This is a genomic window from Salinibacter sp. 10B (assembly GCF_002954405.1).
GTDB lineage: Bacteria > Bacteroidota > Rhodothermia > Rhodothermales > Salinibacteraceae > Salinibacter.
Genome location: NZ_MQWC01000004.1, coordinates 3,078,574 through 3,100,471, shown reverse-complemented (window position 1 = coordinate 3,100,471; position 21,898 = coordinate 3,078,574). Strand labels below are relative to the sequence as shown.

At 62.0% G+C, this 21,898-nt stretch carries 10 protein-coding genes and 1 pseudogene; 7 read left to right on the top strand and 4 right to left on the bottom strand.

Annotated features, from left to right (window positions below; genetic code table 11):
- The first annotated feature begins 9 nt into the window (after window positions 1-9).
- The 6 genes and pseudogenes from BSZ35_RS20225 (at window position 10) to BSZ35_RS12620 (ending at window position 7,165) form a co-directional block, all read left to right on the top strand.
- Window positions 10-1,004, top strand: a pseudogene (locus BSZ35_RS20225) (aldo/keto reductase).
- Between the two features lie 119 nt (window positions 1,005-1,123).
- Complete coding sequence (locus BSZ35_RS12635; protein WP_105012781.1) at window positions 1,124-3,328, top strand: carbohydrate binding family 9 domain-containing protein; 2,205 nt, start codon at window positions 1,124-1,126, stop codon at window positions 3,326-3,328.
- Between the two features lie 304 nt (window positions 3,329-3,632).
- Window positions 3,633-4,196 carry a hypothetical protein gene (locus BSZ35_RS12630; protein ID WP_146110083.1) on the top strand — a complete coding sequence of 188 codons (564 nt, stop codon included), beginning with the start codon at window positions 3,633-3,635 and terminating at the stop codon, window positions 4,194-4,196.
- 428 nt (window positions 4,197-4,624) lie between these two features.
- The gene (locus tag BSZ35_RS12625) at window positions 4,625-5,650 is read left to right on the top strand and encodes an SMP-30/gluconolactonase/LRE family protein (protein WP_105012779.1); all 1,026 of its coding nucleotides are present in this window, start codon (window positions 4,625-4,627) and stop codon (window positions 5,648-5,650) included.
- Between the two features lie 532 nt (window positions 5,651-6,182).
- Window positions 6,183-6,374 (top strand): hypothetical protein, encoded by a 192-nt coding sequence (locus tag BSZ35_RS19275; protein ID WP_146110082.1) that lies wholly within the window; start codon window positions 6,183-6,185, stop codon window positions 6,372-6,374.
- Window positions 6,375-6,496: 122 nt separating this feature from the next.
- Entirely contained in the window at window positions 6,497-7,165 is a 669-nt protein-coding gene (locus tag BSZ35_RS12620) for an HAD-IA family hydrolase (protein ID WP_105012778.1), read from the top strand.
- Window positions 7,166-7,183: 18 nt separating this feature from the next.
- Here the strand turns inward: BSZ35_RS12620 and BSZ35_RS12615 are convergent, their stop codons facing one another.
- The gene (locus BSZ35_RS12615; RefSeq protein ID WP_105012777.1) at window positions 7,184-9,031 is read right to left on the bottom strand and encodes an SLC13 family permease; all 1,848 of its coding nucleotides are present in this window, start codon (window positions 9,029-9,031) and stop codon (window positions 7,184-7,186) included.
- A 206-nt stretch (window positions 9,032-9,237) separates the two neighbouring features.
- On the opposite strand from BSZ35_RS12615, the gene BSZ35_RS12610 reads away from it, so the two are divergent.
- On the top strand, window positions 9,238-10,140 hold the full coding sequence (locus BSZ35_RS12610) for a porin family protein (protein WP_105012776.1): 903 nt from the start codon (window positions 9,238-9,240) through the stop codon (window positions 10,138-10,140).
- 146 nt (window positions 10,141-10,286) lie between these two features.
- On the opposite strand, the gene BSZ35_RS12605 is transcribed toward BSZ35_RS12610, so the two are convergent.
- The 3 genes from BSZ35_RS12605 to BSZ35_RS12595 form a co-directional block, all read right to left on the bottom strand.
- Entirely contained in the window at window positions 10,287-13,493 is a 3,207-nt protein-coding gene (locus tag BSZ35_RS12605; RefSeq protein ID WP_181149327.1) for an Ig-like domain-containing protein, read from the bottom strand.
- Between the two features lie 516 nt (window positions 13,494-14,009).
- The gene (locus BSZ35_RS12600) at window positions 14,010-19,190 is read right to left on the bottom strand and encodes a translocation/assembly module TamB (RefSeq protein WP_258096226.1); all 5,181 of its coding nucleotides are present in this window, start codon (window positions 19,188-19,190) and stop codon (window positions 14,010-14,012) included.
- A 202-nt stretch (window positions 19,191-19,392) separates the two neighbouring features.
- Complete coding sequence (locus BSZ35_RS12595; RefSeq protein WP_258096223.1) at window positions 19,393-21,825, bottom strand: BamA/TamA family outer membrane protein; 2,433 nt, start codon at window positions 21,823-21,825, stop codon at window positions 19,393-19,395.
- Between the last annotated feature and the right edge of the window lie 73 nt (window positions 21,826-21,898).

The window sequence follows — 21,898 nt, the reverse complement described above, 5'->3', positions numbered from 1 at the left end:
GAACCCATTATGCAAACGCGCACCCTTGGAAACAGCAACCTGGACGTCTCGGCCGTCGGCAACGGCTGCATGGGCCTGAACTTCGGGTACGGCACGACCACCGAGAAAGACAAGGCCGTTTCGCTCATCCGGCACGCGGTCGAGCTTGGTGTGACCTTCTTCGACACGGCGGAGGTCTACGGCCCGTTCGAAAACGAGAAGGTCGTGGGCGAAGCCCTCGCGCCCGTTCGTGACGAGGTGGTCATTGCCTCAAAGTTTGGATTCGACATCGACCTCGACACGGGCGAGAACCGCGGCACTCTCAACAGCCGACCCGAACACATCCGGAAGGCGGTGGACGGGATGCTCCAGCGGCTTCAGACCGACTACATCGACCTTCTTTACCAGCACCGCGTCGACCCCAACTTCCGATTGAGGACGTGGCCGGGACGGTGGGCGAGCTCATTGAGGAAAGCAAGGTCCGTCACTTCGGGCTCTCCGAGGCCGGCGTCGATACGATCCGTCGAGCACACGCCGTCCAGCCGGTCACCGCACTGCAGAGTGAGTACTCCCTCTGGTGGCGCGAGCCCGAAGACGAGATCATCCCGACGCTCGAAGAGCTCGGCATCGGATTCGTCCCGTACAGCCCGCTCGGCAAGGGCTTTTTGACCGGCGAGATTGACGAGTCGACGGAGTTCAGTGACGACGATTTCCGGAGCACGGTCCCGCGCCTGTCGCCGGAAAATCGGGAAGCGAACCGAGCCTTCGTCGAGCTTCTTGGCCGGATGGCCGAGCAGAAGAACGCGACGCGTGCCCAAATCGCACTCGCGTGGGTCCTGGCCCAGAAGCCGTGGATCGTGCCCATTCCCGGCACCACGAAGCGCAAGCACCTGGAATCGAACGTCGAGGCTGCAGACATCGAGCTCACCGAGGAGGACCTACAAGAGATCGAGGAGGCGGCTTCGAACATCGAACCTCAGGGGGCGCGGTACGGCGAGGATGCGCAGGAGATGATCGACCGCTAAGCGAAGGCAGCGATCCGCAGTCGGCCGCCGATGTAAGCCGTTGTCTCTCATGGTATCCGTTTGCGGTGTTCCTCCTCCAAAGAGCGTCAATCGCACAACTCCAAAAGTAACCCCCACCGATGGTCCGATCCTTACGATTCCTTGTTGTCCTTCTTCTCCTCCATCCTCTGTCTGTACTCGGGCAAGACGCGCCGCGCCAGATCAAGGTGAACTACATCTCCGGGAACATTACCGTCGACGGCGCAATGGACGAGGCGGTCTGGAGCCAGGCCGACGTGGCCACCAACTTCTGGCAGTTCTTTCCCACGGATACGGCTCGGGCTGAGCACCCCACCCAGATGCGCATGCTTTACAACGAAACCACGCTCTACGTGGCCGCCCGCGCCGAAGTGCCTGAGGACGACTACGTGGTGTCCACCCTCCGGCGGGACTTCAGCGGCACCACCAGCGACAACATCACCGTGATGTTCGACACCTACCGGAACGGCACCAACGCCTATCTCTTCGGCGTCAATCCGTACGGGGTGAAGCGGGAGGCCCTCATCTCCGGCGGGGGCGACGAAGGAGGCGACTTCAACGACACCTGGGACGAGAAGTGGCGCGCCGAGAGCCGGCGGCACGACGACCAGTATGTCGTCGAGATGGCCATTCCGTTTAGTTCGCTTTCTTATCCAGAAGGAAGTCGGCGCTGGCGGTTTCAGGGGTACCGGTGGGACTTTCAGGTCAACGAGCGCAGCGTCTGGTCCCGGGTTCCACAGAACCAGCTCATGATCAATTTGGGCTTTCTCGGAGAAATGGTGTTCGAGCGGCCACTGGGCGGGTCCTCGTCCCCAATCGCCGTCATCCCGTACGTGAACACGGGGACGCAGCGGGATTTCGTGCCCGGCGAGACGGACAACCAGTTCCGCATGGGCGGCGACGCAAAAGTGGACGTGGGGCAAGGGCTGACGCTGGACCTCACGGTCAACCCCGACTTCTCCAATGTGGAGGCGGACGAGTTCGTGACCAACGTCACCCGCTTCGAGATCTCCCGCCCCGAGAAACGGCAGTTCTTTATCGACAACAACGATCTCTTCCAGTTTGGAAGCCCGTTTCAGGATGACGTCCCCTTTTTCTCCCGGCGCATCGGCATTGCGCGAGACAGCACGGGGCGGTTCGTCGAGAATCGGATTCTCGGCGGTGCGCGGCTAAGCGGCAACCTGAGCGAAGATTGGCGGCTCGGCGTTCTCAACATCCAGACCGACGAAAACAGCGGCCTTCAGATCCCCTCGAACAACAACGCGATGGTGGCCCTGAAGCGGCGGGTCTTTGCCCGCTCGACCGTCGGGGCCTTCTTCATCAACCGGCAGACGGTCGGAGACTACGGCTTCGTGTCCCCAGAGGAAGAGTACAACCGGGTCCTCGGCCTCGACTATAACCTCGCCACGTCGGACAACGTCTGGACCGGCACCTTCTACCTGCACAAGTCCTTCCAGCCGGACGACTACGTCGGGAATTATTCGGCCCAATCCCTTCTGCAATACAACACGCGGACGTACAGCGGCATTGCCGATTTCGTGTACGTCGGGCAGGACTACCAGTCGGATCTCGGGTTTATCCCCCGGAAGGACATCTTCAAGTCCGGAAAGAGCATCTCCCGTACCTTCTGGCCCGAATCCGGCCTCGTGAACAACCATACCGTTGACCTCACGACTGTTCACTACTGGCGCCCCAATCTCGACTTCAAGCTGACGGACCAGCACCTACGGGCCGGGTGGAGTGCCGAGTTTGCGGACCAGTCCTCCTTCGAGGTGGAGTACAGCAATCGGTTTGTGTTCCTAACAAACGGGTTCGATCCCACCCGGTCGGACGACGGAGCCCCTCTTCCGGGCGACAGAGGCTTCCGATTCAATCAGATCACGAGCCAGTACGAGTCGGACAGCTCGAATGACTTCTACTTCAACGCGGAGTCGACGGTCGGGGGCTTTTTCAATGGAAACCGGTATTCGTTCGGCGGGCAGCTCAATCTCAACGTTCAGCCCTGGGCCGTCCTCAGCATGGGGGCAAACTACGACCGCATTCGCCTGCCCGATCCGTACGCGGACGCGGACCTGTGGCTGTTGACCCCGGAGGCAGACATCACGTTCAGCAAGTCGCTGTTCTGGTCCACCCTCGTGCAGTACAGCACTCAGCGAAATACGTTTGGGGTCAATTCCCGCCTGCAGTGGCGTTTTGCCCCGCTGTCGGACCTGTACCTCGTGTACAACGACAATTACTTCACCGACCGCTTCTCGCCCCGCCGCCGCTCGCTGACCCTGAAGCTGACGTACTGGCTGAACCTCTGATGCTCCGATCAATCGATTTCGCGCGGGCAGTCGCTCACGAGGCCTCCTCCGGCGTGCGATCTCTGCCTTCGAGATGTTGACGAGCACGTAATGGGGTGTCGCTCGTGTCTCGGGCGTGTAATTCGTCGAACGCCCCGAACCAAAAAAGCCTGCAGCGGCTGCAAGACCCCAGAATCAATACAGGCGTCCCTGACGCTCACTCAAAACAAAAAAGGGCCTCCGACCAGGAATTGTGTAGGAGCAGGTCCTAGTCGGCTCGCCCTTTTTTGTCGCGTGCTACCAACACACACCGTATCTTAGACCGATGAACACACCACTGTTTCTTTCTTCTTCGACCGACGCGTCGCAGGGCCTGTGCGGACGTGTAGTCCCCACGATAATGGGCAGTCTCTTTGTGTTCCTCCTGCTTGTCGCGCCGGTGGAAGCGCAGTCTACTGTTTCGGCCCCTCCGTCCCCTGACCGCTCAACGTGGCAGGCGAATTACGGGGAGCAGGCTGCGAATCTGCTTCGATCCGACATTGAGCAAAAAAAGCACCTTGCGCTGAAAACCCTGCTCGCGATCAGCTACGGCGCCCGACCAGTGGACCTCTCCTCGACCGTTCCGGCCCTCTTCGATCTTTACGAGTCGGACGCTACGCTGGAGCACCGCATTATGGCCGCTACTGCTCTCCGACAGGTGGCCGATCGCTCCGCCAACGGCGACCAAATTATGCAGCGCCTCGGAGCACTGACCGCCGAGCAGTCCTCCATGCGCGTTCAGCGGCTCACGCTGCGGGTGCTGGCGGACTACGAGATGAAGCGAGGACGCACGCTCCAGCTTACACCGGACCTCTATAAGCTATTCATGGAGCAGCAGGACCGAGCCTGACCCGACACGTCAGGCATTCGGCCCGCAACGATTATGCCCGCCCGGGAACCTGGGGCGGGCATTTTTCGGTTCTGGGAGACGAACCCGTATACTGCCGATTCCTCTCTCGGCCAAGCCGTTGCACGACGCCCCACCGGGCATCACCGAGTCGGTCGAGCACTGGGATCCCTCCCCGGCCTTCTAAAAAACCTCCAACAAAACTGGGACAGACCCGTCACTCTGAACTCACCTCAGAGCCGATCCGACGGGGGTAAGAACCTACCCTTTCGACTGGATGGGTTCTGGCTATCTAGATGACCTGGAGCGACATGACCATAGTGTTTTTATTGGCCTTGCGGCGGTTTTGATAGTGACTCTAAGGAGTTCCCCCTGCCTCCCTTCCTTGACGAATCTCCCCACACTTCGATAACGACAAAACTAGGTTCTCCATGAAACAACCTCTCCCCCTCACGATCACCGTCCTTTTCCTCATCGGTATTGCCTCTGGGCCTGCACTTGCCCAGGAAACGCCCTCGTCCTACCCGGTTGGAAATCCCGTCGGCACGCCGGCCGTCCCCAGCGCCGACCAGTCATTCGCTCCGGCCTCCTCGAACGTCACCGTCTACGGCGCCATCTACTCCGCAGAGAGCTGCACGTACGACCCGGAGCGGGACGTGATTGTGGTGCCCAACCGCGGCGCCCCCCAGAGCGCCCGCACCAACGACGCCTTCATCTCCTTCATCAACCACGACGGCTCGGTGCGCACACCCCGGTGGATCGGTGTGCAGAGTCCCTCAGCGCGAGCCGAACTGGACCCGCCCCTCACCCTGAACCATCCGCTGGGCAGCGACATCGCCAATGGGACCCTTCACCTGGCCGACCAGGACGGCGGGACGAGCGAAGACGATCCGAGCGTGGCCGTCGTTCGCCAGTTTGACCTAAAGACCGGCACGCCCGTCGGCGAGATTCGCATCGAGAACGCCCCCTGGATCAACGACATTGAGGTCACGAACGACGGCACCATCTACGTTACCCAGACCGGCGATCTGGGCCAGGACCCGGACCCGTCGACGTGGCGCGTCTGGAAAATTACGCCGGACGGCACGCCAGAGGTCTTCGCGCAGGGCGATCCGCTGCGCCAGCCCAACGGCCTCGGCATCGACCGGGCAGGGCATATTGTCGTCGTCAACTACGGCAACGACGAGGTCCTGACGTTCTCCCGGGACGGAGAGCTGCTGAAAACGGAAAAGGCCGCGCAGCCGGGCGGCGACGGTCTCGTGATCATGGACGATGGCACGAAGTACGTGAGCAGTGTCGCCCAGGGAGGCATTTCCCGCATTCGCCCCGGCGAGTCCGCAGAGCTGATTGCCCGCAACATTCCGAGTGCGGCGTCGATGTGCTACGACCCCAAGGCGCATCAACTCGTGGTGCCGATGAATCCGAACAATGGGCTGGCTTTTGTGTCGCTTGAATAGCGTCGGACACTGCCCGCGTGAAACAATCAGCCGCTCCTCAAGAGGCGATGGCATGTCCTTCGTCCAGGCCCGGCCTGCTTGACCACTGCTCCCTCCCTGTTCGACGTGGCGCCCCCTTTGACCGTTGCCCCCGGCGGAGCTATTCCATACCTGCGACGGGTCGGCGGGCCGGACCTCACGAAAGGAAGCTCCAACCGGCCGCGTGCGCTGCATAGCCCAGCCCTCTCTCTCACGATAGCCCACAATGCCTCGAAGAACACATCTCATCACAGCAGCCCAGTGCCGGCCTTGTTCTCCAAAAAAAAACAGAAGCGCCCCCCGATCTGTCGTCAAAAAGAGGGAACCGTTTCCAACCGAGGACGACATTGTCAGCGAGAGCGCTTTCGATGAAGACAGTGCAGAAGACCGGTGAAACGTAGGGGGAGGAATCGCTTACACCAGATTTTGTGGCGAACTTCCTTCGACAGGGGAGGATTCGGTGCGCTGAAGAAAGGAACCGCACGGTGGTCTTCCCCAATCCAAAAGAACCAACATGACTCGCGTACGCCACGCCACGAAGCGCATGACCCATTACGTCTCCAACAGGGGACAGACGATCTGGAGCCGTATTGTTCGCGCCGTGTCCCGCGGCTTTCGCAGCCACGCCGCCTGGAGTGCACGCACATGGGCTGCAGAGGCCTCCTCGTTGTCCTCGAACGAGACGCCTCACTCCGATGCAATGTAGACCCCGCATCTGACTGTGATGTGCGAAAGAAGACTTTTCGTCGTCCGCCCGCGGGGACGGGAGCCCTCACCGTTCTCCCCCGTTACGAACATACAACTGCCCCTCACCAATCCGTCTTTCCCATGTCCTTGACGTGCCATTCCATTATCTTCGATCTCGACGGCGTGCTCGTCGACTCCGAGGCCGCGGTGGAGCAACAGTGGCGAGCGTGGGCCGAGCACCGGGGCATTCCGTTCGAAGAGGTGGAGGCTGTGTACCACGGCCGGCCGGCGTTCGAGGTGATTCAAGAGGTAGCGCCTCACCTCGATGCCGACGCCGAAACCGAACGCATGAGCGGAACGCTCGACACTGCCCCCGAGGCGCTTCGCCGGTTCGACGGCGCGAAGAAAATGCTGGAGGATCTGCCCGACGAGCGCTGGACCATCGCGACGAGTGGACGCTTCCGTACGGCGACCGGGCGGCTGTCGCACGTTGGCCTTCCCATCCCCGACACCATGGTGACGGCCGACGACATCGAGAACGGCAAGCCAGCCCCGGACCCGTACCTTCTCGCTGCCAAACGACTGGGGGTGGAGGCAGAGCGCTGTGTGGTTCTTGAAGACGCCCCGGCAGGGGTGGCATCTGCCCAACAGGCCGGTGCCACCGTCATTGGAGTTGCGACAGCGACGGGAGCTGAAAACCTGTCGGCGGCCGACGCCGTGGTCTCATCCGTGGCGGACGTGGAGATCGAGCAGAACGGCCCCGGCGACCTCCATGTCCACTGTCCTACCACGGCAACGCACAACCCCTAACGCACCGCGTCCCCTTCCCTACACGCCCCAAATCGCCCAGATGCCGCCGCAGGTCACGAACGCGAGGAGCAGTTGAAGGGGCGCCCCCATTCGCACGAAATCCGTGAAGCGGTAGCCGCCCGGGCCGTAGACCATGAGATTGGTCTGGTACCCAATGGGCGTGAGGAGGGCGCAGCTCGCGCCGAACGTAACGGCCAGAACGAACGAGAACGGATCCGCCCCCGTGATCTGCGCTGCCTCCACGGCCATCGGAATCATCAAAATGACGCTGGCATTGTTGCTGATCACCTGCGTGACCAGCGAGGTGACGATGTAAAACACAAACAGGAGCACCAGCGCCGGCAAGGACGTCCCTATATCCGTGATGGCCGTAGCCAGATACGCCGCCGTGCCGGAGCGCTCCATCGCCATTCCCAGCGGGATGAGGCCGGCCAGTAAGAAAATCACGCTCCAGTCCACCGCCTCGTACACCTCATTGGGCCGCACGCACCCGGTCGCGACCATCGCCACGATGCCGCCGAGCGCCGATACCATGATGGGCACCACCTCCAGCGCCGCGAGGCCCACCACCAGCCCGATAATGCCAAGTGCCAGCGGAAGCTTCTCGGTTCGAAAGGAAGCCTCTTCGTCGGCCTGAATGACGACGAACGACCGGCCGCGCTCGAATTGTTTGAGGGCCTGGCCAGACGCCTGCACGAGGAGCGTGTCCCCCCCCTGCAGGGGCACCTGGTCGACATTGTCATAGAGGAGCTCCCCCTTGCGTCGAATGGCCAGCACGAGCGCGTCAAACCGCTGAGCAAACGTGATGGTACGGAGCGTCTCCCCAACGAGGGGATTGTCGGAAAGCAATACAATTTCTGCGAGCGCCTCCCCCTTCCGCTCGATCTCGAAGTCCTTTTCCCGGAACGTCTTCGTACGCGCCTCGGGCTCCAGTTTTTGCGTTCGGATGAGCTGCATCAGCGTGTCGCGATTGGTGCGGAGCAGAAGCTCGTCGCCGGGACGAAACTGCTTGCTGCCCAGCGGGGCGGCGAACGCCTTCCCGTCTCGCTCCATGCGCACGATGTCTACGTCCAGTTCCAACTGCTCCAAGGCCTGCCGCACCGTATAGCCCACCAAGGGAGACTCCTCGGTCACCACTACTTCTGACAGGTATCCACTAATCTCGAATTCCTCCGTCAGATCTTCCTGTGGCTTAATGCGCTCCGGAACGAGCCGATGCCCCACGGTCAGAAGATAGATCCATCCCGTCACGAGGACAATCGCCCCCAGCGCCGTAAATTCGAACATTGAGAACGGGTGCCCCAACAGTCGTGCGCTCACGTCACTCGCCAGGATGGAGGTAGAGGTCCCGATGAGCGTGAGCATGCCCCCAAGCATGGAGGCAAACGAAATGGGCATCAGCAGCTTCGAGGGGGAAAGCTTCGTGCGACGGGCCAGGTTGACCGCCATCGGAATCATCATGGCTACCACCGGCGTGTTGTTGATGACGCCCGCCGTGGTGCCGGAAAGGCCGATGAGTGCACCGTACTGTTTGTAGAAGCTCCCCTTTGCCCACTCCACAATCCGATTGCCCAGGCGCCGAAGCACCCCGGTACGCCGAATGCCCTCACTCAGAATAAACATGGCGAGGACCGTGACGGTGGCCGTGCTGGCAAAGCCCGAGACGCCGTCTGCCGGCCCGACCCCCGTCCACGGCTCCAGGAGAATGACCGCGACCATCGTGCCGAGTGCCGTGATGTCAATGGGGACGATTTCCGAGATAAAAAGGCCGAGCACCGCGGCAATCAACCCCAGCACGACGAACATATCCACGGTGAACGTGGGGGCCGCCTGAGTGAGGAGAATCGGAAGACGAGATAGGAGCATGTAACGCGTGAAGACAGACGAGTGGAATACGGATGTGGATCCTTCCTTCGATGCGACCGAGGAGCCTCAGAGGACTTTGTGAAGGAACGCGCCGGTGTGAGGTTCGGTGCGTTATTACTCCGTCACAATCGCTCCTCACTCTCGAGCGTTCGTTGTTTCCTCCTCCCTCTCCCCCAACCCACACGACCCGCTGCAAATGATGTGGGATGCTCGTTTCGGGGGCTTCCGGCGCACTTGAGTCCCCAATGGGCCCCCACCCAGGCTGTACAATAGCCTCCATTCCTCTTCTTCGACGCTCGCCGTTCGCCCGTATGACCTTCGGTACACCTGGATGCCAGTGCCCTCCCTCGCCCGGTGCCCTCTCATTATGGGGGCGGACGGCCGTAGTCACTCTCCTCCTGATCACCGTTTCCGTGAGCGGCGTTCAGTCGCAACACATACGAGTAGGCGTCCGCACTGGCCCAACATTCGGATTTCTCAACGACAGCGCCGTGCCCTTCGTAAGCGCGGGAGGCGAGGCCTCGGCCAATACCAACGTCCGGCTCGACCTACACGCCGGCGCCTTTCTCGTCGTGCCGATCACCGACCACATCGCTGTTCAGCCCGAGCTGCTGTTCGTACAGAAGGGGGGACATTTTTCTCGCTCTACCCCTCAGCGCTATACGTCCGAACGCTACCGGCTGTCGTACCTGCAGGGCCAACTCCTCGGCCGACACGACTTTTCTCTCCCGGGTCCCCTCTCGCTCCACTTCGTAGGGGGTGTCACGATGTCGCGAGCCGTCGGGGGGCGAGTTCGCCGCAGCGTCCGCATTCAGGCGCTCACTCTCAAGGAACGCATTCCTTTGTTAAAAACAGACCTCATTCGACGATGGGATGCGGGACTACTCATTGGCACGACAATCAGCTATTCTACGGAAGAGGGACACCGCGTAGCGCTGGGCGTGCGGTACAATCCGGGCCTCCGATCCGTCTTCTCCTCCACCGAGCGCTCCTCAAAGGCAAAAATAGCCGGGCTGGAAGACCCGCCCCCTCTCACCCGTACTCCCCCTCCCCTGCGACACGACGTGATTACCGCCAGTCTCTCGTATACGAAGCCCCTCGGGTGGTAAGTGGATCATCCTCGTCGTTTCAGAGACGGCTTTGATTTCACGCGACGAGACATCAGGCTGAGCAGAACGACTGCAAAACGTCGTCAATCGTCGGAAGATGCCCTCCAAGAGCGACGCTGTACAGTGGTTTTCGCGGTTCTCTCCTTCTACCGTACCACTGTTAGCTTCTGCGTCCGAGTCTCCCCGCCGGCCCGGAGTCGAAGAAAATACACGCCGCTTGAAAGACTGCTCACGTCCAGCGTCTGCTCGTGCCGCCCCTCTTTCCGGTCCCTCGTGATCGTCCGTACCTGTCGCCCGAGCACGTCGTAGAGTTGCACTTTTACAGTTCTCCGGTCGGGTAGTGCATACCGAACCGTCGCCTGATGACGGGCTGGGTTCGGATAGGCACCCAGAAGCTGAACAGTGCCTACGTCTCGCTCAACAGTGATCGCCTCCGAGTGGTGCGTGCTCCCCTCCGTGTCCACCTGCTTGAGACGATAGGTCAAGGCGTCGGCCTCGTAGGGCAGCTCTCCGTCCGTAAAGCGGTAGGCCTGGGCCTGGGAGGTGGTGCCGCTTCCTTCAACGGAACCGACCGTCGTCCACGCTGAGGCGTCCTGCCGGGACGCCTGTACATCAGGATCGTCTCCTCCCCCCGCCGTGCCTATCCTTCGTTGGACCCGGAAGCCGGCGTTGCCATTTTCACTGGCCGTCGTCCAGGAGAGAAGAACGGCCCCGTCGTCCATCCGAGCGTCGAACGACGCCATCTCCACCGGCAGCGGCTCGGTGTCGCTCCCCAGCGCAAACTCACTGAAGCCGTCCGTGGTGGCCTCAAGCGTGTCGTCGGAGATGTCATTGGGCGTGTCGTTGTCGTCTACCCGTGTGTCCAGGCTTCGGAACGTGCCACTGCCCGGCGTGCCCCGCTTGTACACCGTCACGTTGTTCGGGTCCTCGATGCCCCGGAACCGGCTCACGGCTAGGCGGACATCTACCTCGGTGAACTTCAGCGAAGCATCGGCATCAATCACCATGCGGGTGTCGCTCACGTTGTCCTGATCGATACTCTCCGATTCTTTGGGCTCACCGGAGTACGTGCTCACCGTCACGTTTCCGGGCTCTTCTACATTGGAAAAGTTTAGCTTAGCTCCACTCTCCTCAAAGTCCTGTTCGGACTCCGTATTACTGACGGATTTCGACTCGCTCGCCACGAGTCCTTCAGGCACCGCCCGGACCTCGTTCGAAAATCCCGTCTCCGCAGTGTCGCCCAGGGCAGTGACGCGATAGTGGTAGGTGGTGCCGGGTGTGACGCTTGTGTCAGTGACGGTGGTGGTCCCGCTCGCGGTGCTGTCGTACGGGGCCACGTCCGCAGGCACAGAGGTTGAATCGAAGGCCGACGTGTCGCGGTAGAGGTAGTATCCGTCGACCGAGTCCTGCGTCGGGGCCGTCCAACTGAGTTGGATTTGCTCCTCTCCGGCGGTGGCCGTGAGGTCGGTGGGAATGACCGTTTCCTCTTCTTCGACCAGAAGGGAGACCGTGGCCTCGGCCGTGGCGCCGGCACTGTCACTCACTGCATACGTGAAGGCATCGGTTCCCGTAAAGCCGGTGTTCGGTGTGTAGGTGAAGGTACCGTCCGCATTCAGCGTGAGTGAGCCGGACGACACGTCCGTCACCAGCGACACCGACAGCGAGTCGGTACTCGCCCCGCTGTCATTGTCCAAGACCCCCGGTGCTGAGACCGTGAGGGTTTGGCCCGCTGTTGTCGTGAAGGTGTCGGGAGCAGCCGTGAGGGACGTGCTCACGGTTGCCGACGCCTCTGCCGAGAGACTGCTTTCGGTGCCCGTCGAGTCCGTCGCCGATACGCGGTAATGGTATGTTGTGCCGGACGTGACCATCGAATCGGTGTAGGTGGTATCCGGGGCGGGAACCGTGGTGAGGGCCGATGCGCTATCGGAGGCCGTTGCTCCCGTATCACGGTAGACGGTATAGGACGCTACGACGGTTGTGTCCGGAGGGCTCCACGACAGGGTGACGCTGTCCGGGGACGCGGAGGCGGTGAGATCGGTCGGGGAAGGAGGCGTGGAAGTGCCGCTTTCCGTCGTGTCCTCCTCTACGACAATCTCAGCAATCGCCTCATCGCTGCTATCCCCGTCGCTGACCGCATACGTGAAGTCGTCGACACCGGTGAAGGAAGAGTCTGGCGTGTAGATAAACGAGCCGTTTCCATTCAAGGAGAGTGATCCATTGGACACGCCGGAAACCAGCGACACCGTCAGCGAGTCGCCGTTCGGATCGGAATCGTTGATCAGCACTCCGGGGGAGGCAATGGATAGCGTCTGGCCGGGAGCAGTGGTGTAGCGATCGGACTCAGCCACGGGTGCTCCGCTTGTCCCTCCACTTGAAGTGTCCTCCTCAACTGTGACTTCGACGATCGCCCGGTCGGTACCGCCCCGGCCGTCAGATACCTCGTAGCTGAAGTCGTCGACGCCAGAGAAGGAGGAGTCCGGACTGTAGGTGAAGGATCCATTTGTGTTCAGCGATAGTGTGCCGCTGCCCGGAAGAGAGTCCACGGACGCAGTCAGCGAGTCGCCCTCCGGGTCGGAGTCATTGTCGAGGACACCGGGAGCGGTAACAGTGAGGGTTTGTCCTTTCGGAGTGGAAAAGCTGTCGGAGTTGGCAACTGGGGCGCTGTTGGAGCCGTCGCTGGAGGAATCGGAGTCGACGGAGATGGTGACACTTGCCGAGTCGGAGGCACTGCCGTCGCTGGCTGCGTAGGTAAATGAGTCGGTGCCGGAGAAAGAGGAATCCGGGGCGTAGTCGAACGAGCCGTCGGTATTGAGGGAAAGGCTACCACTGTCCGGGAGAGCGACGACCGAAGCGCTGAGCGAATCGTCATCCGGGTCGCTGTCGTTATTCAAGACCCCCGGCGCGGAGATCGTTAACGTCTGACCCGAGGATGTCGTGTAGCTGTCTGAATCGGCGACGGGTGCCCCATTCGATCCGCCCCCCAAGGTGTCCTGGTCAACTGTGATTTCGACACTCGCCTGCGCTGACGTATCGCCATCGCTGACTGCGTAGCTGAACTCATCGATCCCTGTGAAGGTTGAATCCGGCGTGTAGCTGAACGATCCATCCGTGTCGAGCGACAGACTGCCGCTGTCCGGAGCCGCCACCACCGCCGATACAGTCAGCGAGTCACCGTTGGGGTCGCTGTCGTTGCCAAGCACGCCCGGAGCAGATTCCGACAACGTCGCTCCCTGCATCACGGTGTAGCTATCCGCGCTCGGGACCGGTGCGTCGTTTTGGGCCTGAGCATTTTGGGAAAGGGTACCGGCCACGATCAGAACGAGACCGATCCCGAGAACGCACTTCGTTCGCATAGACGTACGCCCGGAAGTGAACGGCAAGAACGGACTGCATACGCGGGCAATTGCTGAGACGAACGAGAACACAGGGAGCATGGAGGGCAGAACGGATCGAGAGAAAAAGTAGAAGGGCAGGTCTCGCTCACGTCGAAAGGTGAGAGGCGCGTGAGCATCATACTGTACCGCCCCACAAAAAGAACGCGTCACAGGAATCCCAGTCGAATCGTGGTCGAATTGCGACGGTACGATGTGTGGTTGCGACACATGAGCTTGCGACCGGTCTCTTGGCCCGGAAATAACGTTTCTGGCGTGGTAATAATCACCAGGTGTACCGATCCGGGTGCTCCCTGCACCGGGGACTCCAAAAGCTCACGAATACATTAAAAATCGGACCCTCGTGCTCAACAGAGAGGCAATTAGGAGCACAGTGGATTCGTACGACTGGTGCTATTGAATAAGCCCGGACGTAGGTCCACACACGTGTCCCCCTGCTCCGTTGGAAGACGCCACCCGCCTTTCCAATAGCACCACTTAGTAGGCGTACTCGAACAACAAATTGACCTGAAACGACTCCTGGTTGTTCAGGGCCCGAAGCATGAGCGTATCAAGGAGCTGGTACTCAAGGGTCAGGTCTGGCAGGTAGGGGGTGGTCCCCGCTCCCATGACGGTAGGCTCGGTCACCGGCTGCTCAACACTCACGAAGAAGCGAGGCGTAAAGTACCGTCCCACCGTGAGATACGACGCCCCTGAGGGCCGGATTTGCACACGCACCACGTCGAGCCCCAGCTCACTCGCGGCAAGGTTCTCAACAAAATTGGTGGCCTGCCCCAACGCCAGTTGTGTGGCCAGATTGCCCTCTCCACTCCCACTTAGCAGCTCGTCCGCCGGGCGGCCCGTGGCAAGATACGACAGAATGTTGCGCGTATCCATCGGCGGGGTAGACGAGAGGGTGGGCGACAGCGTCTCGGGGCGACCGTCCAATCGCAGTGTGATGGTCACCTCGTTCCCCTGTGCGCCCCGGGCCCGTTGCTCATAGGTCGCCTCAAGGGTCAGGTAGGGTGTAAACGGATCGCCGTTGAAGGTGAGACTGCCCTCCTGAATCTGGAATTCCTGTCCAAACTGGCGCAGCGTGCTCCGCTCCGAAAGGACCTCAATCGAGCCGAACACCTGCGGATCGGCATTGGGCGCCTTCGAGACGTCGAGATCCCCCATAAACTGGATGTTCATCTCCGGCGCGCTCTTCGATCGGATCCACGTGTTGCGCTGGATCTGGACTGTAAGATCCATCTCCATGGCTTCGTACGCATCAAATGTCGTGGTGTCGGCCGCCGAGAGGCGAAGGCCGAAGCGGTTTTCGAGGGTAAGTTGATCCTCTTTCGTCAGGGGAACCGTCGTGGCCATCGCCTCACTTTCGGACAGGGCCTCGTTGTAGTAAATGTCGGCACTGCGCACCTGCACCTTTCCATTGAGCACCGGCTCTTGGGTGGTCCCCCTCAGGGAGAGGGTGCCGTCGATCACGGCCTGACGATATGCCCGGGTGTCGATGGCGATAAAGTTGGAGGCGTTGAGGGTGAGATCATATTCACCGACGGTAAGCTGGGGAAAGTTGATAACGCCCTCTGCTTGCATACGTCCGTCATTGGACGAGTGGACGACCGCCTGTTCGAGGCGGACTCGGTCCTCGGCGAATTGAAGCGTCGCCGCGGCGTCTCGATAGCGCGTTTCGAGAGCGGGCAGCCTGGCAGTGCCGTTACTGAGAGAGGCCGTACCGGCAAGGTCGGGATCACTAAGGGTGCCCCGCACCTCCACGTCGGCGGCGAGGGTGCCGCTCACCTCCCGTACCGTGGCCGGGTCCAGGAACGGATCGATCCAATTCACAGGGAAGCGGCTTGTGGAAAACCGCAGGCGCACGGGCCGGTCTGCTACGGTCACCGCATTGGAGGCCTGCAGGCGCAGATCGGTGGGCACGGTGCCCTCCGCCGTAAGCGTGCTGCCATCGGTGTGGGCCAGTGCCGCATCGAGAGAAAGCGCAAGGTCTTCGTAGTCGGCATTCAAGCGGAGCGTGCCGACGGCTCGCTCTTCGGAACGAAGATCGAGGGCCAGACGACTGTCGATCTGAGGCGCAGCGGCCGGGCCGGTGAGGTCCAACGAGCCCGACAGCGTCCCGTCCAGCCCCGATAGCCCCACGAGCGATGAGATCGGCCCCAGCTTCACGCCCTCAAGGGTCGCGAGAAGGTTCTGCGTGCCGTCGAGGTCCACCAGGCCATCCACCGCAACCTGCTGGGTCCCGCTATGAAGCAGAAGCCCATTCACCCGGTACTGCGTTGCGGATTCCCCCGCGACCGTTAGGGTTGCGTCCTGCAGAAGCGACCACTGATCGTTCTCAAAGCGAAGGCCAAGCTTGGTCAGGGTCACCTCGACTTGGTCGGCGGTGGGCGTGACGGTGCCCGTAAGCGTGGCGGTGTGGGTGGGATCGAGGCGTACGTTCGACGACAAACTCATGGTCGTGCCATCGTACACCGCGTTGACCTCAGTGCGCTCGGCTGAAAGGCTGGGCATCGACAGATACCCGAGCGTCCCGTCCAGTTCGAGACGCTGGACGAGTTGGGCCTCCCCCCGCCTCCCGTTGAAGTTGATTTCGGCCTCGGCCATCCGCACGTCGTTGTAAAGCAGCCCTTGGAGGTTCACCGCCCCATCAAAGCGCTGCTCCGCGAGGGTCGGGCCGTAGATGCGCGTTTCGAGAATGCCGGTTTGCAGACGGAGGGTCTGGGCCCCCACGAGCCGGCGAAGCGGCGAGGGATCCGTGACCTCCGTCCGCAGCGTAAAGTCCGATCGCGCACTCGTGTCGGTGACTGCCAGAGTGCCTTGTCCCTGGCTCGTGAATGCATTGGATTGGGCCACGAGTGTATCGAGCACGAGCTGGCCATGCCGAAATGCTCCATTCAAATCCACCGCGTCGATCGCGAACCGGTCAACGTGTATTCCAGCAGCGGAGAGCCGGGTAGACGTCGTAAGGGTGCCCGGATCGGTCCCGCGTCCGTCCAATTCCCACCGGAGCGACCGAACGCTGGCCGCGAGGGAATCAAATCCGGCAAGCGCCCCAACGTCGAGCGAATCGACCGTGGTCTGTGTCGTGTAGGTCGGCGTCGACTCCAGGCGATCCACCGTTCCACTCATCTCTACCGTGCCCCCGGCGATTGCAAATCGCCCGTTGGCTTCGGCGCGCCCCTGCTCCGTCGTCACCGACAGGCGCCCATCGGAGAGAACCGCGTCGTTAATGCGAGACTCGGCAACAGACAAGCCGGCATCGAGGGCGAGCGTCGTCGCGGTGGCCCCGCGTCCCGTCAGCGCAAGCGACCCCGAAAGGGCAGTCGTGAGGCCCGGCAGGCCGGCAAGCGTGCCAATGTTGAGATTGCGGAAGCGCCCCTCGGTCACTTCGAACGTGGGCGTCTCGGCAAAAGGACGAGCCGTCGCCGAAATCTGCGTCTCCCCGTCGGGCGTGTCGAGAGAAAGCGCGGTCTGGAGCTGCGCCTCTTGCAACTGCAGGCGCCACACGGCGGCGTCAATGCGCTGCCGATTGACGCGAGAGGAGTCAAGCGTGAGCCCGGCCTCAACTGTCATGCGTTCCGGATCGAAGCCCTGCACCGTGCCCCGAAGCGTACCGTGCAAACGGCTCGACTGACTCGGGCTTTGCAGAAATGGGCCAATGTCCAGATTGCGGAAGCGGCCCTGCCGAAGCTCAAACGACGGTGCAGGAGCAAAGGGCCGCCCGCGCCCCTCCAGGGTCCACTCGCTGCCATTCAGCGTGGCCTCCGTAGTCGTCGTAAGACGTCCCTCCGTGAGGGCAGCGGTCGTGGCCAAGGTGGACAGCCGATAGGGACCGTAGTGCGAATCTTCCAGCGTGACCGACGCATCGAGACGCATCGTCTCGGGCACAAAGCCGCGGCCCTCTACTCGTGCCGTCCCCGTTACGCGACTGTTCGTAGTGTCGCCGACGAGAGCCGCCACGTTGAACGAATCCAGCCGCGCTGTTTCTAACGCAAATTGTTCACTTCCATCCAGTGCGGCGAATCCGGCCGCCTGCACGTGCCCCTCCGGAAGAGCAAGAGCGCCGTCGAACGTGGCCCGCGCCGGCCCTAGTGCCAGTGTGGCCTGCCCCCCCTCGATTCGTTGCACCCCCACCCGCGACGAGTCCAGCGTCAGCGATACATCGATCTCTTGGGCTGCCTGGCCGAGTGCGCGAGCCTCAATACGTGTGGTCGCCGCAAGGGTGCTTCGGATCCCCGCTGCCGGCGCGAAGGCCGCGATATCGAGCGCCTGCACCCGAGCGGTAAAGGTCGCGTCGGGAGCGTCGGCCAGTGGGCGGGTCTGCCCCGTCACGTTCACCTCCGCCTCGTTCATTCTTCCTCGTAGCTCCACCGCTGCGGCTCCATCTCGCATCGTCGCCCCCAGCGTCATGTCCGGAATGCGGAGCGGAGCCCAGCGCGTATCCGTCAGGCGGAGGTCGGCGGTGCCGTCGAGCGCCGTGAGCGAACGGCCCGTGAGGTCGACGGTGGCCGTGGCACTGAGGCGGTTCTGCGTCGTGTCGGGCGAACCGAGGAGACTGGTCGTAAGGTCGCGGACCTCTGCGTCGAGGTGGTAGTGAAGGGGCGGCCCCTCCGCCGTTGCCGTCGTGGTCGGGGTCGCGTCGGCCTGAACCGCAAGGGTCCCGCCGCCGCGAAACTGTCCGTTGGCCGTGGCCGAAAGCCGCCGTCCGGAGCCCGTCACCTGAACATCGAAGCGGACGGTCTCCGACGGATCAATATCAAGGGTCGGTACAAACGGCGTCAGGTCGCGCAGAGCAAAGGGGGTCGCCTGCACTCGAAGGGCCACGTCGTCCACCGGGTCGGTCGGCCCTTCGGGCAGCCGCACCCGACCGTGGCCCCGAACCCGGCTGCGGGGCGAGTCGAGTCGGAGGGTGTCGAGCGTGGCGGACGTGGCGGAGAGCCGACCCCGAGCGGCAAGACGAAGGTCTGTCGTGTCGGTGGGCAGTTGCGCCCGGAGGCCGAGCGTGTCGAGCCGTCCCGTGACCGCCGATGCCGACTCGAACTCCTGCACGCGCAGGTGAAGGTCGCGGATATGGGCCGTTGAGTCGCGCCCGCCGGCGTAGAAGGACGCCGCAAAGCCCCCGTCTACAACGCGGATGCGGTCGATTCGCACGGGCATCGCCGCACTCGTGTCGGGTTCGTCGGGCGTCTCCGGCAACACGCGCAACCAGTCCCAGGTCGAGTCGGCGGCTTGCCGCATCGTCACCTCCGGCCCGGCGATGGAAACGTGAGTCATGTGCAGGCGGCCCTGCAGAAGCGGAAGCAGTCGATACGAGGCAGTGAGCGTGTCGATGCGGGCCATCCGCACGGAGGATTCCGCACTCGAATCCGTGCGGGTGAGCGTCACCCCCGTGAGGCGGAGCGAGCGAACCCAGCTTCCAGAGGCGCGCTCGATGCGGATCTCGGTGCCGGAAACGGGATTGGCAGACGCCGCCAGCCACTGCGCGGCCGCCGTCGCGCCAGTCTCCGTCTGTACCCCCAGAAGGAGGAGCCCGACGAGGAGAAGTCCCGCCCCCATCGTCGTGCCAACAACCCACAGGATCCGACGTCCCCACCGGTGGAGGGTAGACGGCTGCTCCTCGGTTGGGGCCGCCTCGTCGGAACGTGAGAAAGATTCGTCAGGCACAGAGAAAAACAGCAGTCAGTGGGACGTCGGAACGAGTATCAGCTGCCAGAGATCATTCCCGATCTCGTCGACCCGCAGTCGACACGTGAAGGGGTTGTGCTATCGTATGTGCAGTGCTTCAGCAGTAAGCTCCTTCCAAGAAAACGGCACTTCCGTCAGGTGAGCAACCCGTACGGTGCATAATGATCCTGCCTAGTTGGCATTAGAACGAACGGCCAATCCCAAAGTGGAATCGAAAGCGACGAAGCGTGCGCGGATCGGCGTCACGAACGGGAGTGGGAGAGCCCTTTTCAATTTGAGATCGGATGTCGTTGGGACGGCGGAGGTCAAGTTGGTCCGGGGTAAGCTTGTACGCCAGATCGAGCCGAACGAACCCGAACGGCGTCTGGTAGCGCAAGCCTGCCCCCGCCCCCACGAGCAGTCGGGAGGGCTTGGTCCGAATGGCAGTCCCACTCGGCCCCGCAACGACGTCAGAAACTTCAGGCGACGGCACCAAGTTCAGATCGCCCGTTTCCAAGTACGCCGCGTCCATAAAAAGCGCCGTGCGCCATCGGTCGCCAAGGCCGGGGAAGGGAAGCCGGGCCTCGAGGTTCACTCCCACCTTCGACTGGGCCCCGATGGGGCGATACGCGTAGTCGGGCGTCTCCTCCGTGCCAATATTGCGTAGTGCCTTCCCTCCGGCCAGCTGGGATCGCCAGCCGCGGACGTCACTTCCGCCCCCCGCGTAGAACAGGTGATCCGAAAAGCGATCCTGGTACGTCTGATTTTCGTTGAGTAGCGAGTCTCGTGCTCCGGGCCCGATGGCGAGATTGTCGCGACTTTTGCCAAAGGGAAAAAGGCCGCCCCCAAACAGGCGTCCCGCAAGCTGAACGGAGGCGGAAAGTGGGAGATACCCACTGGCCTCCATACTCCCCCGCCAGAAGTTGACCCCTGAGCTGAAGGTCCCGCCGCCCACGGCTGCCGAAGGTCGAATGATGAAGCCCCGATCGGGATTGATGAAGTCGTCGGCCTTGCCAAACGTGCCGTTGAGCGTGAAGATGCTTTTGTCAAAGAGATCCGTTTGTGCGCGGGCGGAATCCGAATCCACAATTCCCCCAAATTGCTCTGTTCGGGCCAGCGTGTGCTGCAGCGAAAGCGACCGGAAGGGCAAGAATGTGTAGATAAGCGTCGTATTGAGCCCAAACTGACGCTCATTCAACCCCAGACGCTCTAGCAGCGAAAAGGCCCGGTTCGGATTCTGGTCCAACGATACGCTCCGACGCTCCTGGATAAACGGTTCAATGGAGCCGGACAACTGCTCGGCAAAAAGGTACGGCTGGCGTAGCGTCGCCGAGGCCCGAAACAGCCGGTCAGGGGTCTTCGTCGTCGAGGTCGAAAGGAATGGAAAAATACGGGCCGGATCTTCCGGAAACCCCGTGTCGGCCGTCAGGTTCACCACCAGGGTGCGGGCATTGCCGTGGAAATTGCGATGGCGCCAGCTTCCCTCCATGGTAATGCCCGGCCGGGTCCCATACCCAATCTGCCCGGAATACGCCCGCAGCTTCGCTTCACGCACCCGATAGCGCACCGTCACAGTGCTATCACGGGGCTGCTCGGGCACGTCTGCCAGGGCCACGCGGAACAGGTTGAGGTCAAAAAGCTGGCGCTGCCCGTCGGACACCTGCTGGGCCGAAAACCGATCCCCCTCTTTGAAGGGAAGTTCCCGACGCACAATACGGTCGCTCACCGACGTATTGCCCTCCACCCGAATGTGGGAGATTGTCGTCAACGGCCCGGGATCCATCAGGAAGCGGAGCTCGACCGCTGTCGCCGCCGTGTCGATCTCGGCCCGGGCCTCTACGGTGGCAAAGGCATAGCCCCGATTACGAAGCCAGGTCTGCACCTCGTTCGAAATCTGGGTGCGCTTGAAGTCTGTGTAGCGTTCGCCCGGTTGAACGGTCGATCGGGTTCGAAACTCGGCCCATCCTCGCTCCAGATCCTTCCCGAAGAAATTCGTGACGGGTTGCGTCCCCTCCGGCCCGAGGAACGACACGTTGCGGATGGTGAGCGGCGTGCCCTCCTGCACAGTAAAAATGACGTGGATCTCGTTGGAGGCCGTGTCGAGCTGGGACACCGGATAGTCGATCTGGGGGCGCGGGAAGCCGTTCTGCTGATAGAAGCGGCGCAGGCGCACCACGTCTTTTTGGAGCGTGACGGGGTCGAACAGGAACGCCTGCCGCTGCAGGCCCGGCAGAAACGAGAACTGGTTCTGCAGGCGCGCAAAGAACCCAGGGGCTGCCGTGGCAATTTGCTCTCGCAGCCGATCCGTGTCGAAGGTTTTTCCCCCAACGAACCGGAACGACACTTCTCGGACCGACGTCTGGTCGTCGACCAGGTACAGGGGCGCCTGGGCGACCGCGGACGGCGGCGCCCAAGCAACGCCGCACATTGCGACGATGAGGACGATCCACCAGCGCCCAAACAAAAACCGGAAAAAAGAACAAAGCGCAGTCACGAACGAACGACCGAGACGAACAAAGCAAAAAGAGCGCAGGGGATACGACCACGTCGTGCTTCCGTTCAGGTCGCTCCTCCCAAGCGAGCACGAATTATACCGGATGCCGAGGATGATTATCCCCTTAGAAGCAGTTTCCATTTCCTACGCTGTGCGTCCGGCGGGACGCAGCGACTGCGGACCCGCCCCTGCCCGCCGGGGATGCAGACGCATA

Bases quoted from the DNA above. Each gene is read 5' to 3' on its own strand.
- BSZ35_RS12635 (WP_105012781.1), top strand. From the start codon at position 1,124: ATGGTCCGATCCTTACGATTCCTTGTTGTCCTTCTTCTCCTCCATCCT.
- BSZ35_RS12630 (WP_146110083.1), top strand. From the start codon at position 3,633: ATGAACACACCACTGTTTCTTTCTTCTTCGACCGACGCGTCGCAGGGC.
- BSZ35_RS12625 (WP_105012779.1), top strand. From the start codon at position 4,625: ATGAAACAACCTCTCCCCCTCACGATCACCGTCCTTTTCCTCATCGGT.
- BSZ35_RS19275 (WP_146110082.1), top strand. From the start codon at position 6,183: ATGACTCGCGTACGCCACGCCACGAAGCGCATGACCCATTACGTCTCC.
- BSZ35_RS12620 (WP_105012778.1), top strand. From the start codon at position 6,497: ATGTCCTTGACGTGCCATTCCATTATCTTCGATCTCGACGGCGTGCTC.
- BSZ35_RS12615 (WP_105012777.1), bottom strand. From the start codon at position 9,031: ATGCTCCTATCTCGTCTTCCGATTCTCCTCACTCAGGCGGCCCCCACG.
- BSZ35_RS12610 (WP_105012776.1), top strand. From the start codon at position 9,238: ATGCTCGTTTCGGGGGCTTCCGGCGCACTTGAGTCCCCAATGGGCCCC.
- BSZ35_RS12605 (WP_181149327.1), bottom strand. From the start codon at position 13,493: ATGCGAACGAAGTGCGTTCTCGGGATCGGTCTCGTTCTGATCGTGGCC.
- BSZ35_RS12595 (WP_258096223.1), bottom strand. From the start codon at position 21,825: ATGGAAACTGCTTCTAAGGGGATAATCATCCTCGGCATCCGGTATAAT.